Genomic DNA, 23,870 nt, shown 5'->3' on the forward strand with positions numbered 1-23,870 from the left:
AAAACTTATGCACCAAACCAGTGGGTATTTTTACATATGACGTACTCTCTTTGCTTTTCCACCCTAGGCCAATTTGACGCAATGGACAAGGGGCAAGTTTCTAGAGTCTTCGCCGAACTAGCGTTCAGGGTCTAGGGGCTCTAAACTAGTAGCGCTTTTGAACCAGCCCTTGCGCCAGAAAAAGAAAAATAAACTGCCCGCGATGGTGAGCATGAGCGCCCAGCAGGCCGGATAACCCCAATACCACTTCAATTCTGGCATATTCCAAGGGGAGGCATCGGGATCAAAGTTCATGCCATAGATACCGACAATAAACGTTAATGGTATGAAAATCGTCGAAATGATCGTCAGAATCTTCATAATTTCGTTCATTTTATTACCAACGGAGGAAAGATACACCTCCATTAAACTGGCCGCCAGTTCGCGGTAGGTTTCCACCATATCTAGCACCTGAATTGCATGGTCATAACAATCCCGCAGATAGATACGCACTTCCTCCGAAAGGAGGGGGCTGGAATCTCGAATCATGGCATTGATAGCATCCCGTTGCGGCCAAATGGCACGGCGCAGCGCCAGTAGTTCGCGGCGCACTTGGTGGACTTCTTCGAGGATGGCGGGACTGGGATGGGTAACAACAGCATCCTCCAGCGCCTCAATACGCTCGCCATAGTCCTCCAGAACCGGATAAAAGCCATCAATAATGGCATCTAGGAGGGCATAGGCCAGATAATCGGGGCCGTAGCGGCGAATAATGCCCCGACTTGTCCGAATCCGCTGCCGCACTATCTCAAAACAGTCCCGTTCGGGTTCCTCCTGGACGGTGAGCAAGAAATGTTGCCCCAAGACAAAGCTCACCTGTTCGGTATAAAAGCCGTGTTCATTTTCTTTGGGGGTGACCATGCGGGTAATCAGGACCATGTAATCGCCATGGTCTTCAACTTTGGGGCGCTGCGGAACGTTGACAATGTCTTCAAGAACAATGGGGTGCAGCTGAAAAACTTGACCGAGGCGCCGCATCACATCTTCATCGCCAATGCCTTGAACATCAATCCAACTGACAGACGGACTCCTGAGGTAGGGGCCACATTCTTCCGGAGTTTCTAAAATGCGACGGCTGGCCTGATCTAGCTGATAGTCAATGAGAATAATGGTCGGTGGTGGAGCGTCAGCCTCAATACTGAGGGTGCCGGGCATGGCTCCGGGTTCATCAAAGAAGTAATCTTCGAGATAGTTATCTTCTTCCTCGGCAGGGGGTGAGGGGACATTGCGGAAAAAGTGAAAGGGTTGCCTGGCCATAAAGGGTAACAGACGGAGGGCAAACGGGCTACTAGAAACTTAGGGCAAATTGAGCGGCAACGTCCCAAAACTGCCTGAAAAGTTAAGATTTTTAAGTGTAGTGGCATTCACGGTGGGAGCGGTGCGGTGAATTCTCAAGTTTCGAGAACCTCAGTGTCAATTTGGGTCGCGATCGCCCAACTGTTGCGGTGGCATAAGCCGGCAGGTCGTTTGATTCTCCTCATTCCTGCCCTCTGGTCTTTGACATTGGCTAGTGAAGGCTTGCCGTCGTTGAAGTTGCTACTGATTATCACGGTGGGGGCGATCGCCACGAGTGCGGCGGGCTGCATTGTCAATGACTGCTGGGATCGCAATATTGACCCCCATGTGCAGCGGACTCAAAACCGCCCCCTAGCCAGTCGCCGACTCTCCCTTGGTGTAGCCTTGGGTTTGATGGTGATTGCTTTACTCTGTGCTTGGGGATTGACATTCTACCTTACTCCCTTGGGGTATTGGCTGGCGGTGGCGGCAGTGCCGGTGATTCTCCTCTATCCCTTGGCGAAGCGAGTGTTGCCAATTCCACAACTGGTCTTAGCAGTGGCCTGGGGGTTTGCTGTGCTCATTCCCTGGGCAGCGGTACAGGGACGCTTAACCTTGACCACCGCGTGGTTGTGGGCAGCAGTGGTGATGTGGACATTAGCCTTTGATACGGTGTATGCCATGCCCGATCGCCCCGACGACCGCCGACTGGGGGTCAATTCCAGTGCCTTATTTTTCGGTGCCCATGCGCCCTTGGCGATCGCGCTATTTTATGCACTGACGGTGATATTCCTGATGATTGTTGGCTTGAGGGCAGGACTCCCTTGGCGATTTTGGCTGGCTTTGGCAGTCACCACCTACTTTTGGCTGCGCCAATCCCTGCAAATTTACACCCACGAGCGCCGCGATACCCAAACAACAACGCTCCCCATTCAGACCTATGGTCGTTACTTCAATGAAAATGTCTGGTTGGGCTTTTTGCTCTGGGTGGGGATGTGGTGCCCTAGGCCTTAGTCAAGAGCTTGGGAGAAACCTGCCACGGCACAATTGTCAGAATGTCCACTTGGGCACAGTATTTGAGATCGGCTTCATTGCCCAGATTAAGGAGGCGCTGCCCGTGGCTGGAATGGTGAAAGAGGGTCAATAGATCATCTTGGTAGTAGCGGTACAGAGCAGTGGCAGCAATGGTTTCGTCATTGCCAGCAAGGGTTTCGAGGGGGGCATCCTGCTGACCCCAGAGGTAATGAATCAGTGCCCCAGCACAGACAGTATCTTCGAGGGAATAGCTGCCTTCCCAGCCCGAACCAACAATCCAGAGGGTTTCCGGTTGATGTTTTTGGACAAACTCAGCAACGGCGGCACGATTGACAAGGGCGGCAGCGAGAACGAGGGGACTTGCCTGAATTCGCTCAAGGGAACGGGTGCCATTGGTAGTACTCATAAAGAGGCGACATCCTCTCACCCGCTCCGGCAAGCATTCAGCAGGAGAATTGCCCATATCAAAGCCAGCAACTTTTTTCCCCCCCCGTTCACCAACGCGAATCCGCTTGGCTGCCGGCCATTGCTGACTGACTTGTTCGAGTTCTGTCAGATCACTAAAGACTTGAACGGCTTCTGCTCCAGCGGCTAGAGCAGTGGCGATCGTGGTGGTTGCCCGCAGGACATCGACAGCAATGGCACAGTCGGGCTGCCAGTCGGCTGGTACACCCTCTGGTGTGTGGTAGGTATAGATTTTCATAAATGGAAGGGGAGTTTGGCTACGATGATCCTTGATACATAAAGTATGTCACCATTGGGATCACTGTAGCGGCAATGAGCAGGGCAACCACAAGAATTGTGGCGGAGCGATCGTCCGTTTCCTCTTTGCTTTTGTAGGTTTTCTCGACAACCACTTCGCGTACCACTGGGGGTCCCGGATCCGGTTCGCCTTTGAGGACTTTCCCAAGGCGATCAACGGTGTCAAGTACCGATTGATTGTAGTTGCCCTCCCGCAGGGGCACCCGCATCGTTTCTTGGACAATACTTTCAGCGGTCTCAGGATTCAAGCGCTCGGCCACGGCGTCGCCATAATGAATCGCTGTGCCATTGGTGACGGTATCGAGGGCAATGATCACTTGATTGGCCTGGGACGCAGGATCGGGAAACCACTGGCTAAAGAGGTCATCCACAAAGCTCTGGGGGGTTTCGCCATAGTCAAGGCGGTGTAGGGTAACAATATGAACATGAATGCCCGTTGCCTCGGAGAGGTCTTGGAGCGATCGCCCAACACTGCCTTGGGTGACGGCACTGAGCACATTGCCCTCATCAATGACCCCGGCTGCTGTTCCCGGAAAGGGGATATCGATCGCCCCGGTTGCCCAGACAGGGGTGACCCACAACGTACTAGCGAGTAGTGCCAGCAAAAGATAGCGAATGCCGTTTTTCCAAGCCACTTGCCAATGCATCTGTGCTTCATCCTGTATCTCTCAATGCAATTTTCCCAGATATTGCTTGCAAAACTAAATTTTCTTTTAACAAATCTTAAAGTATTTCCCAAAGAACTGCTCTACGAAGGAGCACCCCCAAGCGTAAACCTTGCCCAAAAATAATGTCCTTGGTTATTAGTCAAGGATTTGAAAGTAAGTGGGTTTATCAACCTAACCCATAGAAATGGTACAGCTCTCTTTCAATAGAATACGCTTAACACTGTGAAGGTCACTGTAGGGTAGTATTTCATCGCCTTCGTTTATTCTATATCTAGAAAAACCTCCATATTTTAGAAAAAAGCTGCATGTCTGCTTCGGTAACCCATTCCTCTTCTCGTTGGCGATCGCTACGCAATAATGCCCTGTTGATTGGGGTGGCTGTGCTGATCACACTCCTGATTCGCGTTTTTGTAGCGGAGTCGCGTTTTATTCCCTCAGAGTCTATGGAGCCAACACTTTGGCCCGGCGATCGCATTGTGGTAGAAAAGATCACCTATCGCCAGCGATCGCCCCAGCGGGGGGATATTGTTGTCTTCTATACTCCACCCCTCTTGCAAACCCTGGGCTATGGTGCTGATCAAGCCCTGATTAAGCGGGTGATTGCGACAGCCGGGGATACCGTTGCCGTGCATGATGGCCGCGTTTGGGTCAACGATCGCCCCCTCGATGAGCCCTACATTGCTGAGCCACCCATTTATACCCTCTCTCCAGTCACCGTGCCAGAGAATATGCTTTTTGTTATGGGGGATAACCGCAACCACAGCAACGACTCCCACATCTGGGGATTTTTGCCCCTGGAGAATGTCATTGGTCGGGCGATCGCCTGCTATTGGCCCCCTAACCATGCGGGCAAAATTTTGTCTCCGGCTACCTAGGTGGCCAGCTGCATCACTGTTTGGCATCCTCCCCCCTTCCTCACTCAATGGGCAGCTCGGCTCACCTAACAAATAGGTTTTCATGGTTTTAATAACCGTTGCTCCCACCTGTAGCGCGCTATGGGTTTGGCTGCAAGCCAAAGATATCGTAAGAAAACACTGCTAACCAACTCAAATGATCGTCGCAGCAAGAGACTGCCGCCAAATTGTATCCTCTGTTTTAGAAAGGTAATTAGAAAGGTAAAAAGTGATACATTGACAGTTGATGCCGCCGCAAGCGATCGCTAGGCTAAAGATGCCTCCTTAGGAAGTGTCATCATGTACAGTGAACATACTCCCCAAGCGATCGCCAACCGTCGTTATCAGGTCAGAATTGGTCAATACTTCAAGGAGGGCTGGGAAATTTTCAGCACTCAACCCGCTGCCTACATTGGCTTCCTGGTTCTGATGACGATTATCAATGGTGTACTCAACAATATTCCAGGGGTTGGCCTGATTGTTAGCACGATTTTGTCAGGGCCCTTCGCCGCAGGCTACTACTTTTTTAGCTTTCGCATTGCCCGCAACCAAAGACCCACATTTAGCGAATTTTTTAATGCGTTCAAAAACAACTACTTTTTGCCCATCCTATTGACAAACCTAGCGATCATCTTGATTACGAATGTGTTTGTGATCAGTGCCAGCCTTCTATTCATGATTGCGGGGCTACCCTTGTTGCAAAGGATATTAGAGCAGGCGGCAGCTGAAGCAGCGAAGCCCGATGCCGACTTAGAACAACTGCTAGCGTTACTGGAGCAGCTTCCCCCTGTACCGGATGGACTCAACCCTGTTTTAATCTTCCTGGGTGTGGTCCTGCTGCTGCCGGGGATTTACTTTGGGATAGCCTACGTGTTTGCTGTACCTTTGGTGGTGGAACACCAGTTTGACGTGTGGCCAGCCCTAGAAACAAGTCGCCGCTTGGTCTCCCGTAATTGGTGGCGCTGCTTTTTCCTCATTGTGTCAATTATTTTCTGCAATATTTTGGGCTTTTGTCTCTGCTGTGTGGGGCTGCTGGTGACTGGTCCCTGGAGTAATTGTGTAATTGTGGCAGCCTACCGCGATATTATTGGCCTCAGACCCACCACTGATACCACCAACCCGTCTTAGAGCAATGACGCTGCCCACCCTTGTGGATCTCAACCTCGACCCCTTTTGGATGCCCTTTACCGCAAACCGCCAGTTCAAGCAAAGTCCGCGGCTCCTTGTTTCGGCAGCGGGGATGTACTACAGGAGTATAGATGGCCGTGAGATTCTCGATGGCACGGCTGGGTTGTGGTGTGTTAATGCTGGGCACTGCCGTCCGGAAATTGTTAGCGCGATCGCCCAACAGGCAGCCACCCTAGATTTTGCCCCCACATTTCAGATGGGACATCCGGGACCCTTTCAGGTGGCCGATCGCCTGCGCAGAATTACGCCTGACCCCCTCAACCATGTCTTTTTTGCCAACTCTGGCTCTGAGGCCGTGGATACAGCCTTAAAAATTGCCCTCGCTTACCATCGGCTGCGGGGAGAAGGGACGCGGCAACGGCTCATTGGGCGGGAGCGGGGCTATCACGGAGTTGGCTTTGGTGGGACTTCGGTGGGGGGAATTGCCCCCAATCGCAAGTTCTTTGGTTCTCTCTTGGCAGGGGTAGATCATTTGCCCCACACCCACAACCTGGAACACAACGCCTTCAGCAAAGGGCAACCCACTTGGGGGGCACATTTAGCCGATGAGCTAGAACGCCTAGTGGCGCTCCATGATGCTTCAACAATTGCAGCGGTCATTGTCGAACCCCTTGCTGGCTCTACCGGAGTATTGATTCCGCCTCAGGGATATTTGGAACGCCTCCGTGCCATTTGCGATCGCTACGGCATCTTGCTGATCTTTGATGAGGTGATCACAGGCTTTGGCCGTCTCGGTGCCCCCTTTGCCAGTCAATACTTTGGCGTCACTCCAGATCTCATCACTGTTGCTAAGGGTCTCACCAATGCCGCTGTGCCAATGGGAGCGGTCATTGTCCGCGATGAGATTTACGACACCTTTATGCAAGGACCAGCGGGACAGATTGAGTTTTTCCATGGCTACACCTATTCGGGACATCCCCTTGCCTGTGCCGCTGCCTTGGCAACCCTGGAGATTTACGAGAAAGAAGCCCTATTTGAGCGGGCGGCTTCCCTTGCGCCTTATTGGCAGGAGGCCATCCACAGTCTACGGGGTCTTCCCCATGTCATTGATATTCGCAACTTGGGTTTGGTGGCTGGCATTGAATTGGCGCCACGGGAGGGTCAAGGAGGAACACGGGGCTATGATGCCCTCTGCCGGGCCTTTGAAGCGGGACTATTGATTCGTGTCACGGGAGATATTATTGCCCTCTCGCCACCGTTGATTGTGGAGCGATCGCACATTGATCAAATGGTGGACATTTTAAGTCGAGTTCTCCAGGAACTTCCCTAGGTACGACAGCGTCAAATCTAAAGGATCACTCTCTCCTTGGAGGCTTGTATGTTACGCGTCCTCCCACTGGCCATCAGTAGCTTTGTGACACTGCTGGCGATCGCGCCCCCTGGCCGTGCTGCCTATCCCCTCTTTCCCAATCAGCCGGGTGTCGATATCTTCTTCCCGGGGCTAGAGTCCTTTGGGCGGCCACGGACACCGCAGTATGATCCCTACCATCCGATCATTTACCGGCCGCCGGGGCAATCAGCGACCTACATTATCGTGCCAGTGCCCTATCCACCCCGCCCCATAATTTACCAGCCCCCCTATTCACCGGTTTACTACCCCTATTACCCCTGTTATCCATTCCGTTGTCGATAAGCAACAATACAGGAATTGATACTTGACTCGAGTTGGGAAGCAGGTCAAGAGCTTCTTCTCCTGCTACAATAGCAGCTAATTTAGCCATTTTCCTTCAAGAGAAATCTATGGCTCAGTTGGCGATCGCTCCAGTGCTATTTCACTTGGCCTTTCCCGTCAATAATCTCACCGACACCAAGGCCTACTACATTGATGGTTTGGGGTGCGAACCGGGGCGGGAAAATCCCCACTGCCTGATCATGAAGCTCTATGGTCATCAACTGGTGGCCCATGTCACCGAGGAACCCTTGGTGGCCCCCAAAGGAATCTATCCGCGCCACTTTGGCCTAATTTTCTTGGGGCAGGCAGACTGGCAAAATCTCTGCAATCGCGTGATCCACAAGGGGCTGAACTTTTACCAACCACCCCGTACCCGCTTTGCCAATACCCCCTTAGAGCACCAAACCTTTTTTCTTGCAGACCCCTTCCACAACCTGATTGAAATTAAACACTACCGCCACCCAGAAGCCATTTTTGGTCTGCGGGATTACCGTAAGATTGGGGATACCCCCCTCGTTTCTGCACCGCAACCGTGAGTCATCTGATTCTCTACAGCAAGCCGGGCTGTCACCTCTGTGAAGGACTGCAGGAAAAGCTGGCCACCTTGAGGGAATTTACCCTCGAGGTACGCGACATCACCAGCCGTGAAGATTGGTGGCAGGCTTACCAGTACGAGATTCCTGTTCTCTACCTAGTGATTGGGGCCCAAGTGATGTCTGTGCCGCGACTTTCCCCCCGTGCCTCGGTGGCCCACATTCGTCAACGTCTCCAGGAATTGGCCAAGGGAACTGGATCAGCGGCGGCCAATTCAGGTGCATAATCGGCATAGCAAAACCAAGAAGGAACTCACGCATGGTAGACCTGGGAGCGATGCTCTTTCGTGGCCGTGGCGTCAAGCTCTCGCAGCAGTTTGCGGTCATTGGCCTAGGACGGTTTGGCCGCGGGGTGTGTGAAACCCTGCACGGAATGGGCTATGAGGTGCTTGGCAGTGACAATCAGGAGCGGCTAGTGAATCAAGTCCTCCAAGATCACATTGTGGATCATGCGATTCAATTGGATGCTACCGATCCTCAAGCCCTGAAGGAGGCAGGAATTTTTGAGTTTGAAACGGTCATTGTGGCCATTGGCAATCACCTGGATGCCAGTATTATTACCACACTCAACCTCAAGGAAGCCGGTGTTCCCAAGGTTATTGCTAAGGCTTCATCGGAAGTTCACAAGAAATTGTTAGAGCGGGTAGGGGCCGACCGGGTTGTCTTTCCAGAATATGAGGCAGGTTGTGAACTGGCGCGATCGCTCACTCGACCTGCGATTTTAGACTGTCTTGACCTCGATCCGCAAAAGAGTATTGTGGAAGTGAAAGTACCCGCAGCATTTCATGGCCGTACAGTTGCGGAGGTTGAACTCCGCAGTCGCTATGGTTTGAACCTGATTGCCCTGCGCTTTGATGATAAGTTTGAAATCAATCCCAGTCCCAGCCAGAAGCTGCATCAAGGGGACATCATGGTGGTGATTGGTGACAATAACGATATTGAGCGCTTTTTGCGTAGTCAGCACATTCACTGAGACAAACCCAGGTCTAGGCTGTTGAGCTTCCATCACTGGTCGCCCCCCGCACGGGTATTAGCTATTTTTCTATGGATTCTTTGTATTAGCAGTTTGCAGCGCTGGCCCAGCCTGGCGATCGCGACTGTGCTGGTGGTGCTGCTCTACACCCTGAGCCACCTCCCCTGGGAGCGCTTGGGCAAACGTCTACGGCAGATGTGGCTCTTTTTTCTAGGGCTGTGGGCACTTTTGGCACTAACCCCGTGGCCGATGTCATTCCTGCTCCCTTGGCGCCTGCTGCTGTGTCTGGCTCTGGGAGTGGTCTTGCTCGACACCCTCACCTTTAGCGAGTGGGTGCGCGTCTGTCGCTGGTGGGGGCTACCGCCGCTGTTGGTGGATACCCTGGCATTGACCTATCGCTACCTTTTTGAGCTGGAGAGACAGTTGGCGCAAATGCAGCAGGCTCTGTTTCTGCGAGGATTTCAGTTGAGTTGGGGCCGTCTTCGCCCTTGGGGGCAAGTGATTGGCAGCTTTCTAATTCGCACCGAAGAACGATCCCAGCAGATTTACCTAGCAATGCGGCTACGGGGTTATGGGCAAATCCTCCACCGTCGTCCTCAATTTTCTGAGGGAGCACCGTGGAGTTGGGGGCTCACGCTGATTGCTAGCATAGGGGCAGGGTTGTTGGCAACCTATGACACCCTTGGGGAAATCAAACTGCCTTTTTGGAGTGAATAGCCAATGGTGGGAACAGTGATACATTAACATATTAACATTTGTAAACGGTTGCCCCTTTGAGATTGCCCCTATGAAACCCAAGAACACGCTTTTCGTTGCGGAGCAGGTGTGCCTCGTTGGCCATATTGTGGCGATGGCCTTTGGCTTAGCGGGGTTGCTCCTCGTTGTACCCCGTCCCGAGTTTATTTTGGCATTGCCCGCGTGGGGTCAGCAACTTTTTCAATGGAGTATGGGGAATGGCGGCGTAGTTTATATTATCCTGGGTGCGCTGGCGATCGCCCTTCATACCTATCGCAACTTTGGCCTTGGCAAACTCCTTAGCTTTTTGCTGCCAGCGGTGGGCATTTCCCTCACCAGTGAACTGTTGGGGACGAGTACCGGCTTTCCCTTTGGCCATTACGGTTACCTCAGTGGCTTGGGCTACAAAATTGCTGGGTTAGTACCCTTCACGATTCCCCTTTCTTGGTTTTATATGGGGCTAGTCACGTTTCTTTTGGCCTACAGTGGTTTCATTAGTCGTCCCCGGCGGGAAGGCAAAGGCGTGGGGTTGGGGGCAGCTTTGATGACGGTAGGCTTGGGAGCCATCTTTTTAACGGCTTGGGATTTTGTCCTTGATCCGGCCATGAGTCAAACCACGATTCCCTTTTGGCAATTTCAGGAGGTGGGTGAGTTCTTTGGTATGCCCTACCGCAATATTCTGGGCTGGACGGGCACAGGAGCCGTGTTTATGGGACTGGCGATGATCACTTGGTGGCCAAAGCCAATGGTCGTCAACCGTGGACAACTGATTACCCCCTTGGTGGTGTATCTGGTGAATTTTGCCTTTGGGGCAATGATTACGCTCACGTCCTTGGATCAACGCTTTTGGATTCCGGTAACGTTGGGATTTGTTTTGGGGGTCGTGCCGGTCACAGCCCTGTGGTGGTTTGCCGAAGCACCCTTAGAGAAAGTTCAGGGGGTCAACATCAATACTGAGGCGGGTTGAGCGGGGACATTGCCCCTTGAGATGCATCAGGGCTTGGCCGAGTTCAGAACTTTGCAGTAATTTGCCCTTGAGTAAAATTTGCCAGCGGTGGCGGCCAGCAATTTTGGCGATCGCGGCGGGGGCGGGGCCAAGGAGTTCCCAGTCTCCCTGAGAAACCGGGGCCAAGATCTGGAGTTGTTGGGCAATTGCCTGTGCCGTTGTGGCTACTTCCTCAGGATCAGGACTACTCAAGCGCAGCAGGATCAGTTGGGCATAGGGGGGATAGCCCAAGGGGGCGCGGCTACTGAGCTCCTGGGTAGCAAAGCTGTCCCAGTCATAGGCTTGGACTGCTGTAATCACTGGATGATCCGGCACATAGGTTTGGAGAATAACCTTACCGGGATGCGCCCCTCGACCCGATCGCCCCGCCACCTGGGTGAGAATTTGAAACGTGCGTTCTGCCGCCTGATAATCGGGCAAGTGCAGGAGACTATCGGCAGCCAAAATTCCCACGAGGGCGACCTGCGGCAAATCAATTCCCTTCGTCAGCATTTGCGTCCCCACCATCACATCGGCTTCGCCGGCTGCAAATTGAGTCAATAACTGGCGATGGGCACCCTTGCGTTGGGTGGTATCACTGTCAAAGCGCAGTACTCGCAACTGGGGAAAGAGGCGATTCAGTTCCCTCACCACCCGCTGCGTTCCCCCACCGAAGGGCTTGAGATAGGGGGACCCACAACTGGGACAGCGCTGCGGCACCCCCTGAGTGTAGTTGCAATAATGGCAGCGCAGCACTTCCATTTCTTCGCCAAAGAGGTGCCCAGTCAGAGACACACTGCAATGGGGACAGTAGATCACTGTGCCACAACTGCGACAGGAGACAAACGTGCTGTGACCCCGCCGCGGTACAAAGAGAATCGCCTGCTGTCCCTGAAGATTCGCCAGCGCTTCTTGAAGCGGACGGCTGAGCATCGAACGGTTGCCACGGTGCAATTCTTGGCGCATATCCACGATCGTGATGGGGGGTAAGGGGGTGGCATGAATGCGCTGAGGTAGGGAAAGGAGGTGAATCTGTCCCTCCTGGGCAGCCTGCCAAGTGCTGAGGGCAGGGGTGGCGGTTCCTAAAATCAGGGGACACTGTTGCTGGCGCGATCGCCATTGGGCAACAGTGCGGGCATGGTAGCAGGGCTGAGGTTGATCCTGTTTGTAGCCGCTGTCGTGCTCTTCATCGAGAATGATCAAACCCAAGCCCACCAAAGGCAGCAGTACCGCCGAGCGCGTGCCAATGATTACCCGTGGCTCCGGCATCAGGGTCAATCGCCAAGTATCGTAGCGCTCTCCCTCGCTGAGACCACTGTGATAAACCAACAGGCGTTCACCAAAGCGGGCTCGCACTCGATCCGTCAGTTGGGGTGTCAAGCCAATCTCCGGCACCAGCAACAAGGCCGATCGCCCTCGCCCTAGACACTCAGCAATAACTTGCAGATAAACTTCCGTTTTACCCGAGCCCGTGACCCCGTGTAGGAGAAACGTTTGGGCACAGTCTAGGTGTTTTGAAATGACTTGCAGGGCAGTGGCTTGGGCCGTCGTCAGTGTTTTTGGCCGATCGGGTGTCACCGCTATCCCCCGTTCAGTGCGGCAGTGCTGCCGCTCCACAATGGCAATGTATCCTTTAGCAGCAAGGCGGTGGAGGGTTTGGGGGGTCGTGCCCGTGGCCTTGAGCACCTCCTGTAGCCAGCAATCGCGACCCTGTTGCTGCAAGTAGCGGAGGATTTGGCGCTGCCGCTGCGTTAAGGTTTCCCCTTTACTATTGAGGAGTATCACTGCCTGTTGCTGTTTTGGCTGTTGACTCGCGGGTGCCGCTAAGTAGGTTTCCACTAGGCCAAGGCGTTCGAGCTCTTGGAGGGCCCGCTGAACCTTGGGAAGCTGTTGCTGGAGGTAGCGTACACTGTAGTCCCCACTGCCTTTGGTCTGGAGAAAGCGCAGTAGATGTTGCCCTTGTTCCGAAAGGGGGGGGATCCCCTGTTGTGGCCGCAGGCGTACCCGCCGTTGCGATCGCCCCAAAACCCCCGGCGGCAGAGCAGTGCGTACCACTTGGATAAAAGGTGTGCAGTAGTAGGTGGCAATCTGCTCTAACAGGGCCCAGTAGTCCTTGGGAAAAAGCTGCTGGTCAACCACCTCAAGGAGCGATCGCAACCGCTGGGGCTCGACTGATGGGGGCAATGCCGCCAACACCTCTAGAACAATCCCGCGTGCCACCTGAGAGCCAAAGGGCACTTCCACCACGTCTCCCCCCTGCACCTGCCAACCCCTAGGAATTTGGTAGGTATAGGCTGCGGTTGCCCCCGGACAGTCCACAAGCACACTGGCGTAGGTAGGGCCTTCATGAGAGGGAAATCCTAAATAGGAACTCGTCATCTTGCGGGGAGAGCCATGAATGGCAGCCTTGGGAGAACTTTGCTGCTACTTCCTATCCTTGCCCAAAACGGCAATTTACCCCAACCCAACTGCCATGGCGACTATATCGCCTCCTCGGGTCGTGGTTGATCCCGATGGGCATCGTTTCAACTGTCGCTGCTTGGACAAGGTGCTGCAGGCCTAGTAGGCCCCAGGGCTTGCTGGCCAAATAGGGAGATTGTGCCCTGTGGCGCGCCACTTTCCCAAGGGGACAGTCTTAACAACCAATATCACACCCGCCAGTTTTACCACGATACGGATCGTCAGGGTTGCCTTGGCTAAGGTGTCGGAGCACATTTGCTTGGTGCGAGCCAGCCGTCAATTGATTTGTCTTATTTGTCCCCACTGAGAATTGGGTTGTTTGCTTGAGAGGACATGGGAAAATAGGAAAAACTGCTCCTCACCTAACATTCTCCATGACCGGTCTTTACGAAGCAAAAACGATCGCGATCGCCCGTCAACTGTGGGCGGCTAGCCAAGAGTCACGCAACTTCTTTAGCCAACTGCGGGAGCAAATGCGCATTGAAGATAAGCTCCTCGGCTGGGCTATGGAACATCCGGGTCTACGGGTACAACTCTTTCGCCTCATTGACTGTCTGCCGAGTCTGCGCAGCAAAACCGAGGTGGCACGCCACTTGCAGGAGTACCTCAGTGACCCCAGTGTGGAGTTGCCGCCCGGCCTGAAAAAACTCTTGAACTTTGCCCAGCCGGATTCCCTGCCCGCCCAAGCAGCGGCAACCACCTTCACAACAGCAGTTCAAGCCCTTGCCCACAAGTACATTGCCGGTGAAACTACCGAGCAGGTGCTGAAAACCATTGGCCGTCTGCGCAAGCAGGGCATGCTGGTGACGATGGATATTCTGGGGGAAGCTGTGATTACGGAGGCAGAGGCACAGCAGTATTGCGATCGCTACCTTGATTTGATGGAGCACCTCAGTCCCTTGGGCCAACGGGAGGGCCTGAATCCAGTCCAGGTCTCCGTAAAGCTGACGGCCTTTTACTCCCAGTTTGATCCTTTGGATGTTTCTGGCTGCCGGGCCAAGGTGGGAGAGCCGATTCGCCGGCTGTTGCATCGTGCCCAAGAATTGGGGGTGGCGGTGCACTTTGATATGGAACAGTATGCCTACAAAGACATTACCTTGGCGATCCTCAAGGATATTTTGCTAGAGCCAGAGTTTCGCGATCGCGCCGATATTGGGCTAACACTGCAGGCCTATCTGCGGGATAGCTACCAAGATGCCCAAGATCTAATTACTTGGGTGCAACAGCGGGGCACACCAATTACCGTGCGGGTGGTCAAGGGCGCCTACTGGGATCAGGAACTCATTAAAGCAGTACAACATCATTGGCCATTGCCCGTCTATCAACACAAACAGGACACTGATGCCAACTTTGAGCGCATCATTGAACTGCTCCTGAGTCACCATACGGTTTTGCGTACGGCGATCGCTAGCCATAATGTGCGTTCCCAAGCGCGGGCGATCGCCATCGCTCAACAGCAGCACATTCCGCCCACAGCCATGGAATGCCAAGTTCTCTACGGCATGGCCGATAAACTGGCCAAGGCACTGGTGGACGCAGGGCAAACGGTGCGGGTCTATTGTCCCTATGGCGATCTCATTCCGGGGATGGCCTACCTGATTCGGCGGCTTTTGGAAAATACCGCCAACAGTTCCTTTTTACGCCAACAGTTGGGGGCTGTGGCCGTCGAGGAATTACTGGCACCACCGGAACCAACGGCGGACTTTGCGGCTGTGAACGTCCATCTGACCACGGGCAAGACTTCAACCTTTGTCAATGCTGCCAATAGTGACTATGCCCGAGCCAGCCAGCGGGAAGCCATTCAAGCGGCCTTAATTCATGTCCATCGCCAACTGGGGCACACCTATACCCCCATCATCAATGGCGATCGCGTCAATTGCCGCGAATACAGTCACTCCCTGAACCCCTCGCAGCCGGAGGAAATCGTCGGTCGGGTTGGCCTGGCCACCATTGAAGATGCCGAGCATGCGATCCGGGCTGCCAAAGCCGCTCAAGCCCAATGGCAACAGACCCCCGTGGCCGAACGGGCAACTCTGCTACGGCGGGCAGCAGATCTCCTAGAGGCACAGCGCCATGAACTAGTGGCTTGGATGTGCTACGAAGTGGGCAAGGTGGTGGCAGAAGGGGATGCCGAAGTCTCGGAAGCCGTTGATTTTTGCCGCTACTACGCCGATGAAATGGAGCGCCTCAGCGGCGGCTATGACCGCAACTTTCCCGGCGAAACAAACCATTACCACTACCAAGGGCGGGGCATTGCGGTCGTGATTTCTCCTTGGAACTTTCCTTTGGCGATTCCCACAGGTATGACCGTGGCCGCCTTAGTGACAGGTAACTGCACGATTCTCAAGCCTGCGGATCCCGCCGCCGTGGTTGCTGCCAAACTAGCGGAGATCCTGATTGCCGCCGGTTTTCCGCCGGGGGTGTTTCAGTTTCTCCCCGGACCTGGCTCCGTGATTGGCCCCTATTTAACCAAACATCCCGATGTGCATCTCATCGCCTTTACTGGCTCCCAAGAGGTGGGTTGCCGCATTATTGCTGAGGCAGCAGTGTTACAGCGGGGACAAACCCATATCAAACGGGTGATTGCCGAGATGGGGGGCAAAAACGCCATCATCATTGACGAAAGTGCCGACTTAGATCAGGCAGTGGCGGGGGTTATACAGTCCGCCTTTGACTATAGCGGCCAAAAATGCTCCGCCTGTTCGCGGGTGATTGTCCTTGAGTCCATCTACGAACCCTTTGTGGAGCGCTTAGTAGCGGCCACCAAGTCCCTGAATATTGGGCCAGCCCACTTGCCCAGTACCCGTGTCGGACCGGTGGTGACGGCCGCCGCCCGCGATCGCATTCAGGAATACATTGCCAAAGGCCAGCAAGAAGCGGAACTCGCCTTGAGCGTACCGGTACCGGAGGTGGGCTATTTTGTCTCGCCCACGATCTTTACCAACGTGCCCCCCACAGCTACGATCGCCCAAGAGGAAATTTTTGGCCCGGTGCTAGCCGTACTACGGGCAGAAAGCTTCACCCAAGCCCTTGAAATTGCCAATGCCACCGCCTATGCCCTGACAGGGGGGCTGTATTCGCGGACGCCCTCCCATATTCAGCAGGCCAAAGCCCAATTTGCTGTAGGGAACCTGTACATCAATCGTGGGATTACAGGGGCGATCGTGGATCGGCAGCCCTTTGGTGGCTTTAAGCTGTCGGGCCTTGGTTCCAAAGCCGGTGGACGCGATTACCTACTGCAATTCCTTGAACCGCGCGTCATTACCGAGAATGTCCAGCGTCAAGGGTTTGCCCCCATTGCCGGGGTAGATGACTGATGCCAAAAAGCACTCCGTTATTGGCCGAGATTCAGGAGCGCATCAGAGCAGCGGGCGCCATTTCCTTCTGTGAGTTTATGAGCTTGGCTCTCTATGCACCACAGGGGGGCTATTACAATCGTCCCCAACTGCAGATTGGTCGGCGCGGCGACTTTATCACCTCCAGTAGTCTCACGAGGGATTTTGCGGAACTGCTCACTGAGGCTTTTGTGCAGATGTGGCACGCCTTAGAGCGACCGCAGCGATTTACCCTCCTGGAGATGGGTGGCGGTGAAGGCCACTTTGCCGAGGGGGTCTTAAGCTACAGCCAAGGGACCTATCCCGATTTCTTTGCTGCCCTTGAGTACCAGATTCAAGAGCAATCCCCCTGTTTACAGGAACGTCAACGGCAACGCTTGGCACCTTGGGGCGATCGCCTGCGCTGGCGAGGCTTGGACACCGCCTGTGAACCCAGTGTTGGCTGCATCTTTAGCAATGAGCTGGTGGATGCGTTTCCCGTACATCGCCTGCAATGGCAGGGGGGCAACTGGCATGAAATTTATGTCAGCCTCAATGCCCAGGGAGCGTTTCAAGAGGTTTTGGGTCCCCTCAGCGACAATCGCATTCACGAGTACTTTGCCACCGTTGGCATTGATCCGCAGCAGCAGGGCTACAGCGACGGCTACCGTACTGAGGTGAATTTGAACCTGATCCCATGGCTCAAGGATCTAAGTGAGCACCTAGAGCGGGGCTTTGTTCTCACCATTGACTATGGTTATCCCGCCCAGCAATACTATCATCCCGCCCGCTGTGAGGGCACGTTGCAGTGCTACTACCAACACCGCTGCCACGATAATCCTTACTGCTTTGTTGGCGAGCAGGACATTACGGCCCATGTGGATGTAACCGCTTTAACATGCTATGGTGAGCAATTTGGTCTTGAAACCCTCTATGTCACCCGCCAGAGTTTATTTCTCATGGCTTTGGGGTTGGGCGATCGCCTAATGGCACAACAACAGAGTAATGGCAATCTCCTGCAAGCCCTCAACCGCCATCAATCACTCCACCAACTCATTGATCCCCTTGGCCTTGGGGGCTTTTACGTCGTTCTTCAAGGAAAGCAAGCCAGCCTCGATCTACCGCAACTCAGGGAAGCGATTCAGGGATTCGGTTAATGACTAAGAGCCACATCCCGCTGGGGAACTGGCAAAACTGACTGGTAGTACTGCTCTAGTTGCTGCGTGGCTGCCGCCCAGCTCCAGCGTTCGGCTTCTTGGCGGGCATTTTGGCGTAGGGTCTCGCGATCGCCCGGAGAGTCAAAGAGGCGCTGACAAGCGGTAATGGCTCCCGTAGGGTCTGCTGGATCAAACAAAAACCCATTTACCCCATCAGTGACAATATCGGGAATTCCCCCACTATTGGCAGCCACCACAGGACAGCCCGCCGCCATTGCTTCTAAGAGAACCAAGCCAAGGGTTTCCGTGCGCGAGGGAAAGACAAAGACATCGGCAGAGGCAAAGGCCCCTGCTAAGCGTTCACCGCGCAGGTAGCCGACAAAATGGGTGGGTGTGCCAGCAAAGTGTTTTTCCAGGGCCTCGCGATGGGGGCCATTGCCCACCAGAGCCAGCCGTGCCTGGGGAATCTGCTCAAGAATTGGCTTAATTTGCTCAATTTCCTTTTCAGCAGAGAGACGACCAACGTAGAGCAGTAAGGGGGCTTCTGGATGCCCCTGGCTGAGAAAGTGGCGCATTTCTTGACTTTGGCGTTGTGGATGAAACAATTCCACATCTACCCCCCGCTGCCAGAGATCCAGATGGCGAATCCCATGGGCTTTCAGCTCTGCCACCATGGCCGTTGAGGTACACAGGTTGAGTTGGGCGCGGTTATGGCCCCAGCGCAAGAGGAACCAGAGGAGCTCCTCCAGAAAACCCAAGCCATAGTACTTCAGGTATTGGGGCAAGTGGGTGTGGTAGGAGGCCACCAAGGGCAATTGGAGTTTCTGGGCATAGTACAGACCAGCCAAGCCCAAGACAGCTGGGTTGGCCACATGGATCAGATCGGGTTCAAAGGCCTCTAGGGCTTTGCCAATAGCGGGTCGCGGCAGGGCCAATTTGAGTTCAGGATACAATGGGAGGGGAAAACCGGAGACACCATAGATGCGCGCGCCTTCGTAATGGTCTAACCCGCCCTCGGGGGCCACCACTAGCACCTGATGGCCATTCCGCTGCAGATGTCGGACAGTTTGACATAAACGGGTAACAATGCCATCAATTTTAGGCAAAAATGTCTCAGTAAATAGCGCGATCCGCATTTCGCTAACCTGAAGGGCGAGGGGGATTTCTCCCATTCTCGAATTAGGGGGGGCTTGACGCAACCCATTAGGGCGAAAAAGTTCCTTAGATTAAGGAGGGGTAAACTGTGGCAAAAGCTGAGTTATTGATGGCGATCGCTGGCCTGAATCGAGGTCTGCTAGCCACACCGCGCGATCGCAAACAGGTAGCCGCCCTTGTCGCTTCCCTGGAAGGCATGAATCCCACTTCGGATCCCCTCAATGCCCCTGAAAAATTAGCTGGGGATTGGCGATTGATCTACACCAGTAGTCAGGCCCTTCTCGCCTTAGATCGCTCTCCCCTCGTGAAGCTGGGGCAAATTTATCAGTGCATTCGTCCGCAGCAGCAGCGCATCTACAACATTGCTGAACTCTATGGATTGCCCTTCCTTGAGGGAATTATCAGCGTGTTGGCCCGATTTGAACCCTTGACCCAACAGCGGGTACAGGTGTACTTTGAACGTTCCATTGTTGGCCTGCGCCAGTGGTTGAATTACTACTCCCCCGCCCAATTCATTCCCCAACTCCACAGCCATCAGCCCCTGATGGCCCTAGATGTGCCCCTCAACAGCAATGATCAACAGGGCTGGCTTGACATTACCTACCTGGATGAAGATTTGCGAATTAGCCGCGGCAATGAAGGCAGCCTCTTTGTCTTAACCCGGGTTTAGTCCCGATTCCCGATACCCTTAGACTAAGGAAGAGTGGCACCATTCTCACATCCCCTGCAATGGAAACACAGCCCCCCAACCAACTTAGTTTTCCATGGAACCCAACTATCTCTGAGCCTCTGACGGAAAGCTCACTGGCAACTGGTGCAGAGGGCGAGAATAGCCAACGGCGCATCCAGCACTTAGAGCAAGCCATTGATCAGTGTCAACACTACATTGATGAATTAAAGCAACAACTGCGCAATCAGGCGTTTCTCGAGGATTTGCTGGCCCGTACTGAGGAAACAGCTCAGATTCAACAACAGGCGATCGTTGCCCTTCAAGAACAATTGCGCTCCCAAGCCACCTGTGCCCAGGAGCTGGCAGAAATGAGCCACCATCGCCAATCCTTGGAAACCATTCTTCAGCAATCGCAAATGGAAATTGAGCACCTACATCAGGAGGTGGAGCGGCTACTCAAGGCCCAAGATGCCCTTGAAGCTAAATTGGTGCATAGCCATCGTCTCCTGCGGCAACGGGAACAGGACTGCCAATTCCTGGAAGCGCAACTGCGCCAAGTCCAAGAGGAAAAAGCGCTGCTACAAACTCGCCTTGAACAAGCCCGCTCAGAATTGAGCGATCGCCAAACCCAAATAGATGATCTCAATCGTCGCCTCACCCAAGCCAATCATTTAATTGAAACCCAGGGACGGATCATTAGTGCGCTGCAAGAGGCTCAAGGATCACAGACCAGCAAAAACAGTGTTATTCAGGGACTCAGTAAAACCCTACTAAAAACTCAAACCAAGCTACAGGAATTAGAACGGGACTATCAGCAGCAGCGCCTGCAATATATGACCACCCAACACTACAACCAAGAATTGGAAGCCCGCACTCGCCAACAACAGGAACGGCTACAACACCTAGAAGCCCAAATTGCGGAACTTCAAGAGCAAATTCTCCATCAAGCGCAGCAGGCACGGGAGCAGGAAACCGCTGTGCAACACTGGAAAGATCGCTACACCGAGGCGGAGCGATCGCTCGCACAGTTACAACGAGTCATTGCTCAAATGGCCACGGGTGGCTCCATTTCCCTCAGTGAAGTTCCCTCTTAGGGAGGATGTCTTCCCAAATCTAAATTTCGTATAATAAATCATAGTCATTACGAGTTTGTTTATGGTCAAATTCATTGGTTGGGCAGGGAGTCTGCGGGATAGCTCCTACTCCCAAAGGGCATTAGATGCTGCGATTGCCAAAGCAGCCACCCGAGGGGTTACCGTTGAACGTCTTGATCTACGGCAGATGAGGCTTCCCTTTTGCACAGGTGCTGAGAGCTACCCCGACTATCCCGATGTGGCCGCCTTTCAAGCTAAGGTCAAGGAAGCCGATGGCATTTTGCTAGTGACACCGGAGTACCATGGCAGTGTCAGCGGTGTGCTAAAAAACTCCCTCGATCTCCTGAGCTTTGAACATCTCAGCGGCAAAGTAGTCGCCATGATGAGTGTCCTCGGTGGCCAAACCAACAGCAATGCCCTCAACGATCTACGGGTGATTCTGCGCTGGGTGCATGCTTGGGTGATTCCAGAACAGGTGGCCATTGGTCAGGCTTGGCAAGCCTTCACACCCGAGGGGCAATTGAGCGATCCCAAGCTCGAGGAGCGAGTGGACAAACTGATTGCCAGTTGGATTCAAACCACCCGTCAACTCCGAGAAGCAAGGGCCTAGTTCAATCCCTCCTGCAGCCACTGCGCCACCTGCTTGGCATGGTAGGTGAGAATGACATCGGCACCTGCTCGCTTAAAGCCCAGTAGGGTTTCTAGGACCACTTTTTTCTCATCAATCCAGCCATTGCGGGCGGCGGCTTTCACCATTGCGTATTCGCCAGAAACATTGTAGGCAGCCACGGGAACATCGCTCACCTGCTTTAGCTGCGCAATGACATCCATGTAGGCAAGGGCAGGTTTCACCATGACAATATCTGCCCCTTCCTCAATGTCGAAGCTCACTTCCCGCACTGCCTCGCGGACATTGGCGGGATCCATTTGGTAGGTTTTTTTATCGCCAAACTTGGGAGCTGAGTCTAAAGCATCACGGAAAGGGCCATAGTAGGCGGAAGCGTATTTCGCAGAGTAAGCAAGAATTCCCACATGAGTATAGCCCGCGGCATCCAGACCCGCCCGAATGGCACCGACACGGCCATCCATCATATCCGAGGGGGCAACAAAATCGGCCCCCGCAGCCGCTTGACTCACTGCCTGTTTGACCAGCACCTCTACAGTTTCGTCATTGAGAATTTCGCCATCTTTGACAATGCCATCGTGGCCTTCGCTGCTGTAGGGATCAAGGGCCACATCCGTAAAGATGAGCAAATCAGGTAAGACTTCCTTAATCGCTCGTAGCGATCGCTGGACCAGGCCATCGGGATTGTAGCTTTCGGTGCCAGCATTATCCTTGAGATGCTCAGGGACCAAGGGAAATAGGGCGATCGCCCCAATTCCCAAGGCATAGACCTCCTTCAGCTCTAAAATTAGGCGATCCAGGCTATAGCGATAGCAGCCGGGCATCGAGGGGACTTCCTGCACCTGATCTTCCCCCTCCATGACAAAGACCGGATAGATCAAATCCGCCGTAGTTAGGGTATGCTCGCGCACCAGGCGACGAATTTGAGCCGTGCGGCGTAAACGGCGAGGCCGATGGGTTAGCTCCATAATTCAACAATCAAAAACTCACTCATGTCCCAGTTCAAACGGCTGTGGATCAGCACATAGAACCTTTGGATTATTTCCGCATTATCTCACCTTAAGGGATCAAGACTGTGGGGGGTTGAGGATGCTTACGAACGTTTACAAAAACCTCAGTGCTCAAGCGGGCTGAAGATAGGGCAAAGCCAGATAGAAACTAGTGACGGTCTTGGCATCTTTTACTTGACCACTATGAATGGCGGCTGCCAACTCAGATAGAGAAAACTCCACAATTTCAATGTGCTCATCACTATCCTGAGGTGGGGGTACCTCTAGTTTCTCCAGTTGGGTAGCCAAATAGGCATAGATCACTTCATCGGAATAGCCGGGGGCAATGTAAAACTCCCCCAGTTTTTGCCAATGGTGGGCGCGGTAGCCGGTTTCCTCTTCAATTTCCCGCTCAATCGTGGTAAAAGGATTTTCATGATCCTCAACGGTGCCTGCTGGAAACTCCAGTAGATACTCCTCAGTAGCAAAGCGATATTGTTTGACAAGGATCAGGTTTCCCTCTGGGTTTACAGGGACAGCAAGTGCCCCCCCTGGGTGCCGCACAGTTCCCAAGATCGAGACAGATCCATGGGGCAGACGGTATTGATTGACTTCGAAGGTAAACTTGCGGCTGCGACAAAAGCAGTGGCGCTCGAGGACTTCGGGGGGGATTTTAGTCATAGGGGTTAGACGAGGGTACGATCGGTGAGGATTTCGTAGCCTGTTTTGGTGACCAAGACGGTGTGCTCAAATTGAGCAGAGAGAGAATTATCAACTGTAACCGCCGTCCAGCGATCGCGCAAAATACGCACCTGTTTTGACCCCGCATTCACAATGGGTTCAATAGCCAAGGTCATCCCCGCCCGTAGCCGCACATTCTTGAGTTCATGGGTGCGGAAGTTAAATACCGAAGGTTCTTCATGGAGATTGCGCCCTACGCCGTGGCCAGTAAAATCCTCAACGACAACGAAGCCATTGGCTTCCACATAATCTTGAATGGCACCCGCCAGATCCATGAGGTAGTTGCCTTCTTTGACTTGCTCAATGCCGCGGTAGAGGGCTTCTTCGGCCACTTTCACCAGCTTAGCGGCCTCTTCGGAAATTTCCCCCACCGGAATCGTAATGCAAGAATCGCCATGAAAGCCGTTGTAATAGGCACCGGTGTCAATTTTCACAATGTCGCCATTGCGAATCACTTTGCGGGGGCTAGGAATGCCATGAACCACTTCATTGTTGATGCAGGCGCAAATGGATGCGGGAAAGCCGTGATAGCCCTTGAAGCTAGGGGTTGCCCCCATTTCCCGAATACGTTTCTCGGCATAGGCATCGAGATCCGCCGTCGTCATCCCTGGCTCAATCATCTGGGAGATTTCCTTGAGCACCGTCGCCACAATGCGCGAAGCCTGCCGCATAATCTCAATTTCGCGCTTGGACTTAATTTCAATACCACGGCGGGGACGGGTTTGGACAGGGGTGGGGGAGGGAGTGAGCAGACTACCAAGAATATTCATGGGCGCGATGCTACCGCAAAAATCTTTCTTTTTCAGGATAACGCTGTTGCGCTGATCAGGGGAATGTAAATTTTATT

Annotated in this window: 23 protein-coding genes; 15 read left to right on the plus strand and 8 right to left on the minus strand. The window is 53.7% G+C overall.

Going from position 1 to position 23,870, the window contains the following annotated elements:
* Positions 1–117 precede the first annotated feature (117 nt).
* Positions 118–1,296, minus strand: coding sequence for a magnesium/cobalt transporter CorA (corA, locus tag IGQ16_RS02850; RefSeq protein ID WP_297060165.1), 1,179 nt, complete (start codon positions 1,294–1,296; stop codon positions 118–120).
* A gap of 153 nt (positions 1,297–1,449) precedes the next feature.
* Between corA and IGQ16_RS02855 the strand changes: the two genes are divergently transcribed.
* Positions 1,450–2,328, plus strand: coding sequence for a 4-hydroxybenzoate solanesyltransferase (locus tag IGQ16_RS02855; RefSeq protein WP_297060167.1), 879 nt, complete (start codon positions 1,450–1,452; stop codon positions 2,326–2,328).
* Here the strand turns inward: IGQ16_RS02855 and IGQ16_RS02860 are convergent.
* Complete coding sequence (locus IGQ16_RS02860; RefSeq protein ID WP_297060169.1) at positions 2,318–3,052, minus strand: 2-phosphosulfolactate phosphatase family protein; 735 nt, start codon at positions 3,050–3,052, stop codon at positions 2,318–2,320. The two genes, IGQ16_RS02855 and IGQ16_RS02860, sit on opposite strands and share 11 nt — an antisense overlap.
* A 19-nt stretch (positions 3,053–3,071) precedes the next feature.
* Positions 3,072–3,758 carry a TPM domain-containing protein gene (locus IGQ16_RS02865; RefSeq protein WP_024125057.1) on the minus strand — a complete coding sequence of 229 codons (687 nt, stop codon included), beginning with the start codon at positions 3,756–3,758 and terminating at the stop codon, positions 3,072–3,074.
* 326 nt (positions 3,759–4,084) lie between these two features.
* On the opposite strand from IGQ16_RS02865, the gene lepB reads away from it, so the two are divergent.
* The 9 genes from lepB to cruF all read left to right on the plus strand — a co-directional run bounded on the left by lepB (position 4,085) and on the right by cruF (position 10,800).
* Positions 4,085–4,654 carry a signal peptidase I gene (gene lepB / locus IGQ16_RS02870; protein ID WP_297040407.1) on the plus strand — a complete coding sequence of 190 codons (570 nt, stop codon included), beginning with the start codon at positions 4,085–4,087 and terminating at the stop codon, positions 4,652–4,654.
* A gap of 318 nt (positions 4,655–4,972) precedes the next feature.
* Complete coding sequence (locus IGQ16_RS02875; RefSeq protein ID WP_024125059.1) at positions 4,973–5,800, plus strand: DUF975 family protein; 828 nt, start codon at positions 4,973–4,975, stop codon at positions 5,798–5,800.
* A 4-nt stretch (positions 5,801–5,804) separates the two neighbouring features.
* Positions 5,805–7,130, plus strand: coding sequence for an aspartate aminotransferase family protein (locus IGQ16_RS02880; protein ID WP_297060171.1), 1,326 nt, complete (start codon positions 5,805–5,807; stop codon positions 7,128–7,130).
* A 48-nt stretch (positions 7,131–7,178) separates the two neighbouring features.
* Positions 7,179–7,493, plus strand: a complete 315-nt coding sequence (locus IGQ16_RS02885) for a hypothetical protein (RefSeq protein ID WP_024125061.1) — start codon at positions 7,179–7,181, stop codon at positions 7,491–7,493.
* 107 nt (positions 7,494–7,600) lie between these two features.
* Positions 7,601–8,068, plus strand: a complete 468-nt coding sequence (locus tag IGQ16_RS02890) for a VOC family protein (protein WP_024125062.1) — start codon at positions 7,601–7,603, stop codon at positions 8,066–8,068.
* Positions 8,065–8,352 carry a glutaredoxin family protein gene (locus IGQ16_RS02895; protein ID WP_024125063.1) on the plus strand — a complete coding sequence of 96 codons (288 nt, stop codon included), beginning with the start codon at positions 8,065–8,067 and terminating at the stop codon, positions 8,350–8,352. The genes IGQ16_RS02890 and IGQ16_RS02895 overlap by 4 nt, the downstream gene beginning before the upstream one ends.
* A gap of 32 nt (positions 8,353–8,384) precedes the next feature.
* A complete protein-coding gene (locus IGQ16_RS02900; protein ID WP_024125064.1) occupies positions 8,385–9,098 on the plus strand; it encodes a TrkA family potassium uptake protein in 714 nt (237 codons plus the stop codon).
* 21 nt (positions 9,099–9,119) lie between these two features.
* Positions 9,120–9,815, plus strand: a complete 696-nt coding sequence (locus tag IGQ16_RS02905; RefSeq protein ID WP_024125065.1) for an energy-coupling factor transporter transmembrane protein EcfT — start codon at positions 9,120–9,122, stop codon at positions 9,813–9,815.
* A gap of 70 nt (positions 9,816–9,885) precedes the next feature.
* Entirely contained in the window at positions 9,886–10,800 is a 915-nt protein-coding gene (gene cruF / locus IGQ16_RS02910; RefSeq protein ID WP_024125066.1) for a gamma-carotene 1'-hydroxylase CruF, read from the plus strand.
* Here cruF and priA read toward each other — a convergent pair.
* Positions 10,756–13,197 carry a primosomal protein N' gene (gene priA, locus IGQ16_RS02915; protein ID WP_024125067.1) on the minus strand — a complete coding sequence of 814 codons (2,442 nt, stop codon included), beginning with the start codon at positions 13,195–13,197 and terminating at the stop codon, positions 10,756–10,758. The two genes, cruF and priA, sit on opposite strands and share 45 nt — an antisense overlap.
* A 455-nt stretch (positions 13,198–13,652) precedes the next feature.
* Between priA and pruA the strand changes: the two genes are divergently transcribed.
* The gene (gene pruA / locus IGQ16_RS02920; RefSeq protein WP_297060173.1) at positions 13,653–16,595 is read left to right on the plus strand and encodes an L-glutamate gamma-semialdehyde dehydrogenase; all 2,943 of its coding nucleotides are present in this window, start codon (positions 13,653–13,655) and stop codon (positions 16,593–16,595) included.
* Positions 16,595–17,749, plus strand: coding sequence for a class I SAM-dependent methyltransferase (locus IGQ16_RS02925; protein WP_297060175.1), 1,155 nt, complete (start codon positions 16,595–16,597; stop codon positions 17,747–17,749). The genes pruA and IGQ16_RS02925 overlap by 1 nt, the downstream gene beginning before the upstream one ends.
* On the opposite strand, the gene IGQ16_RS02930 is transcribed toward IGQ16_RS02925, so the two are convergent.
* Positions 17,746–18,885: a glycosyltransferase family 1 protein gene (locus tag IGQ16_RS02930; protein ID WP_024125070.1), complete on the minus strand. Its 1,140-nt coding sequence runs from the start codon at positions 18,883–18,885 to the stop codon at positions 17,746–17,748. The genes IGQ16_RS02925 and IGQ16_RS02930 overlap by 4 nt on opposite strands.
* Before the next feature lie 107 nt (positions 18,886–18,992).
* On the opposite strand from IGQ16_RS02930, the gene IGQ16_RS02935 reads away from it, so the two are divergent.
* The 3 genes from IGQ16_RS02935 to IGQ16_RS02945 all read left to right on the plus strand — a co-directional run bounded on the left by IGQ16_RS02935 (position 18,993) and on the right by IGQ16_RS02945 (position 21,278).
* On the plus strand, positions 18,993–19,574 hold the full coding sequence (locus tag IGQ16_RS02935; RefSeq protein ID WP_297060177.1) for a PAP/fibrillin family protein: 582 nt from the start codon (positions 18,993–18,995) through the stop codon (positions 19,572–19,574).
* A 59-nt stretch (positions 19,575–19,633) separates the two neighbouring features.
* Entirely contained in the window at positions 19,634–20,668 is a 1,035-nt protein-coding gene (locus IGQ16_RS02940) for a hypothetical protein (protein WP_297060178.1), read from the plus strand.
* 61 nt (positions 20,669–20,729) lie between these two features.
* A complete protein-coding gene (locus tag IGQ16_RS02945; RefSeq protein ID WP_024125073.1) occupies positions 20,730–21,278 on the plus strand; it encodes an NADPH-dependent FMN reductase in 549 nt (182 codons plus the stop codon).
* On the opposite strand, the gene hemB is transcribed toward IGQ16_RS02945, so the two are convergent.
* The 3 genes from hemB to map all read right to left on the minus strand — a co-directional run bounded on the left by hemB (position 21,275) and on the right by map (position 23,793).
* Positions 21,275–22,261: a porphobilinogen synthase gene (hemB, locus tag IGQ16_RS02950; protein WP_297060181.1), complete on the minus strand. Its 987-nt coding sequence runs from the start codon at positions 22,259–22,261 to the stop codon at positions 21,275–21,277. The genes IGQ16_RS02945 and hemB overlap by 4 nt on opposite strands.
* A 153-nt stretch (positions 22,262–22,414) precedes the next feature.
* Complete coding sequence (locus IGQ16_RS02955; protein ID WP_024125075.1) at positions 22,415–22,963, minus strand: NUDIX hydrolase; 549 nt, start codon at positions 22,961–22,963, stop codon at positions 22,415–22,417.
* A 5-nt stretch (positions 22,964–22,968) separates the two neighbouring features.
* Positions 22,969–23,793 (minus strand): type I methionyl aminopeptidase, encoded by an 825-nt coding sequence (gene map / locus IGQ16_RS02960; RefSeq protein ID WP_024125076.1) that lies wholly within the window; start codon positions 23,791–23,793, stop codon positions 22,969–22,971.
* Between the last annotated feature and the right edge of the window lie 77 nt (positions 23,794–23,870).

The organism is Thermosynechococcus sp. M3746_W2019_013 (genome assembly GCF_015296045.1).
Classification (GTDB): domain Bacteria; phylum Cyanobacteriota; class Cyanobacteriia; order Thermosynechococcales; family Thermosynechococcaceae; genus Thermosynechococcus.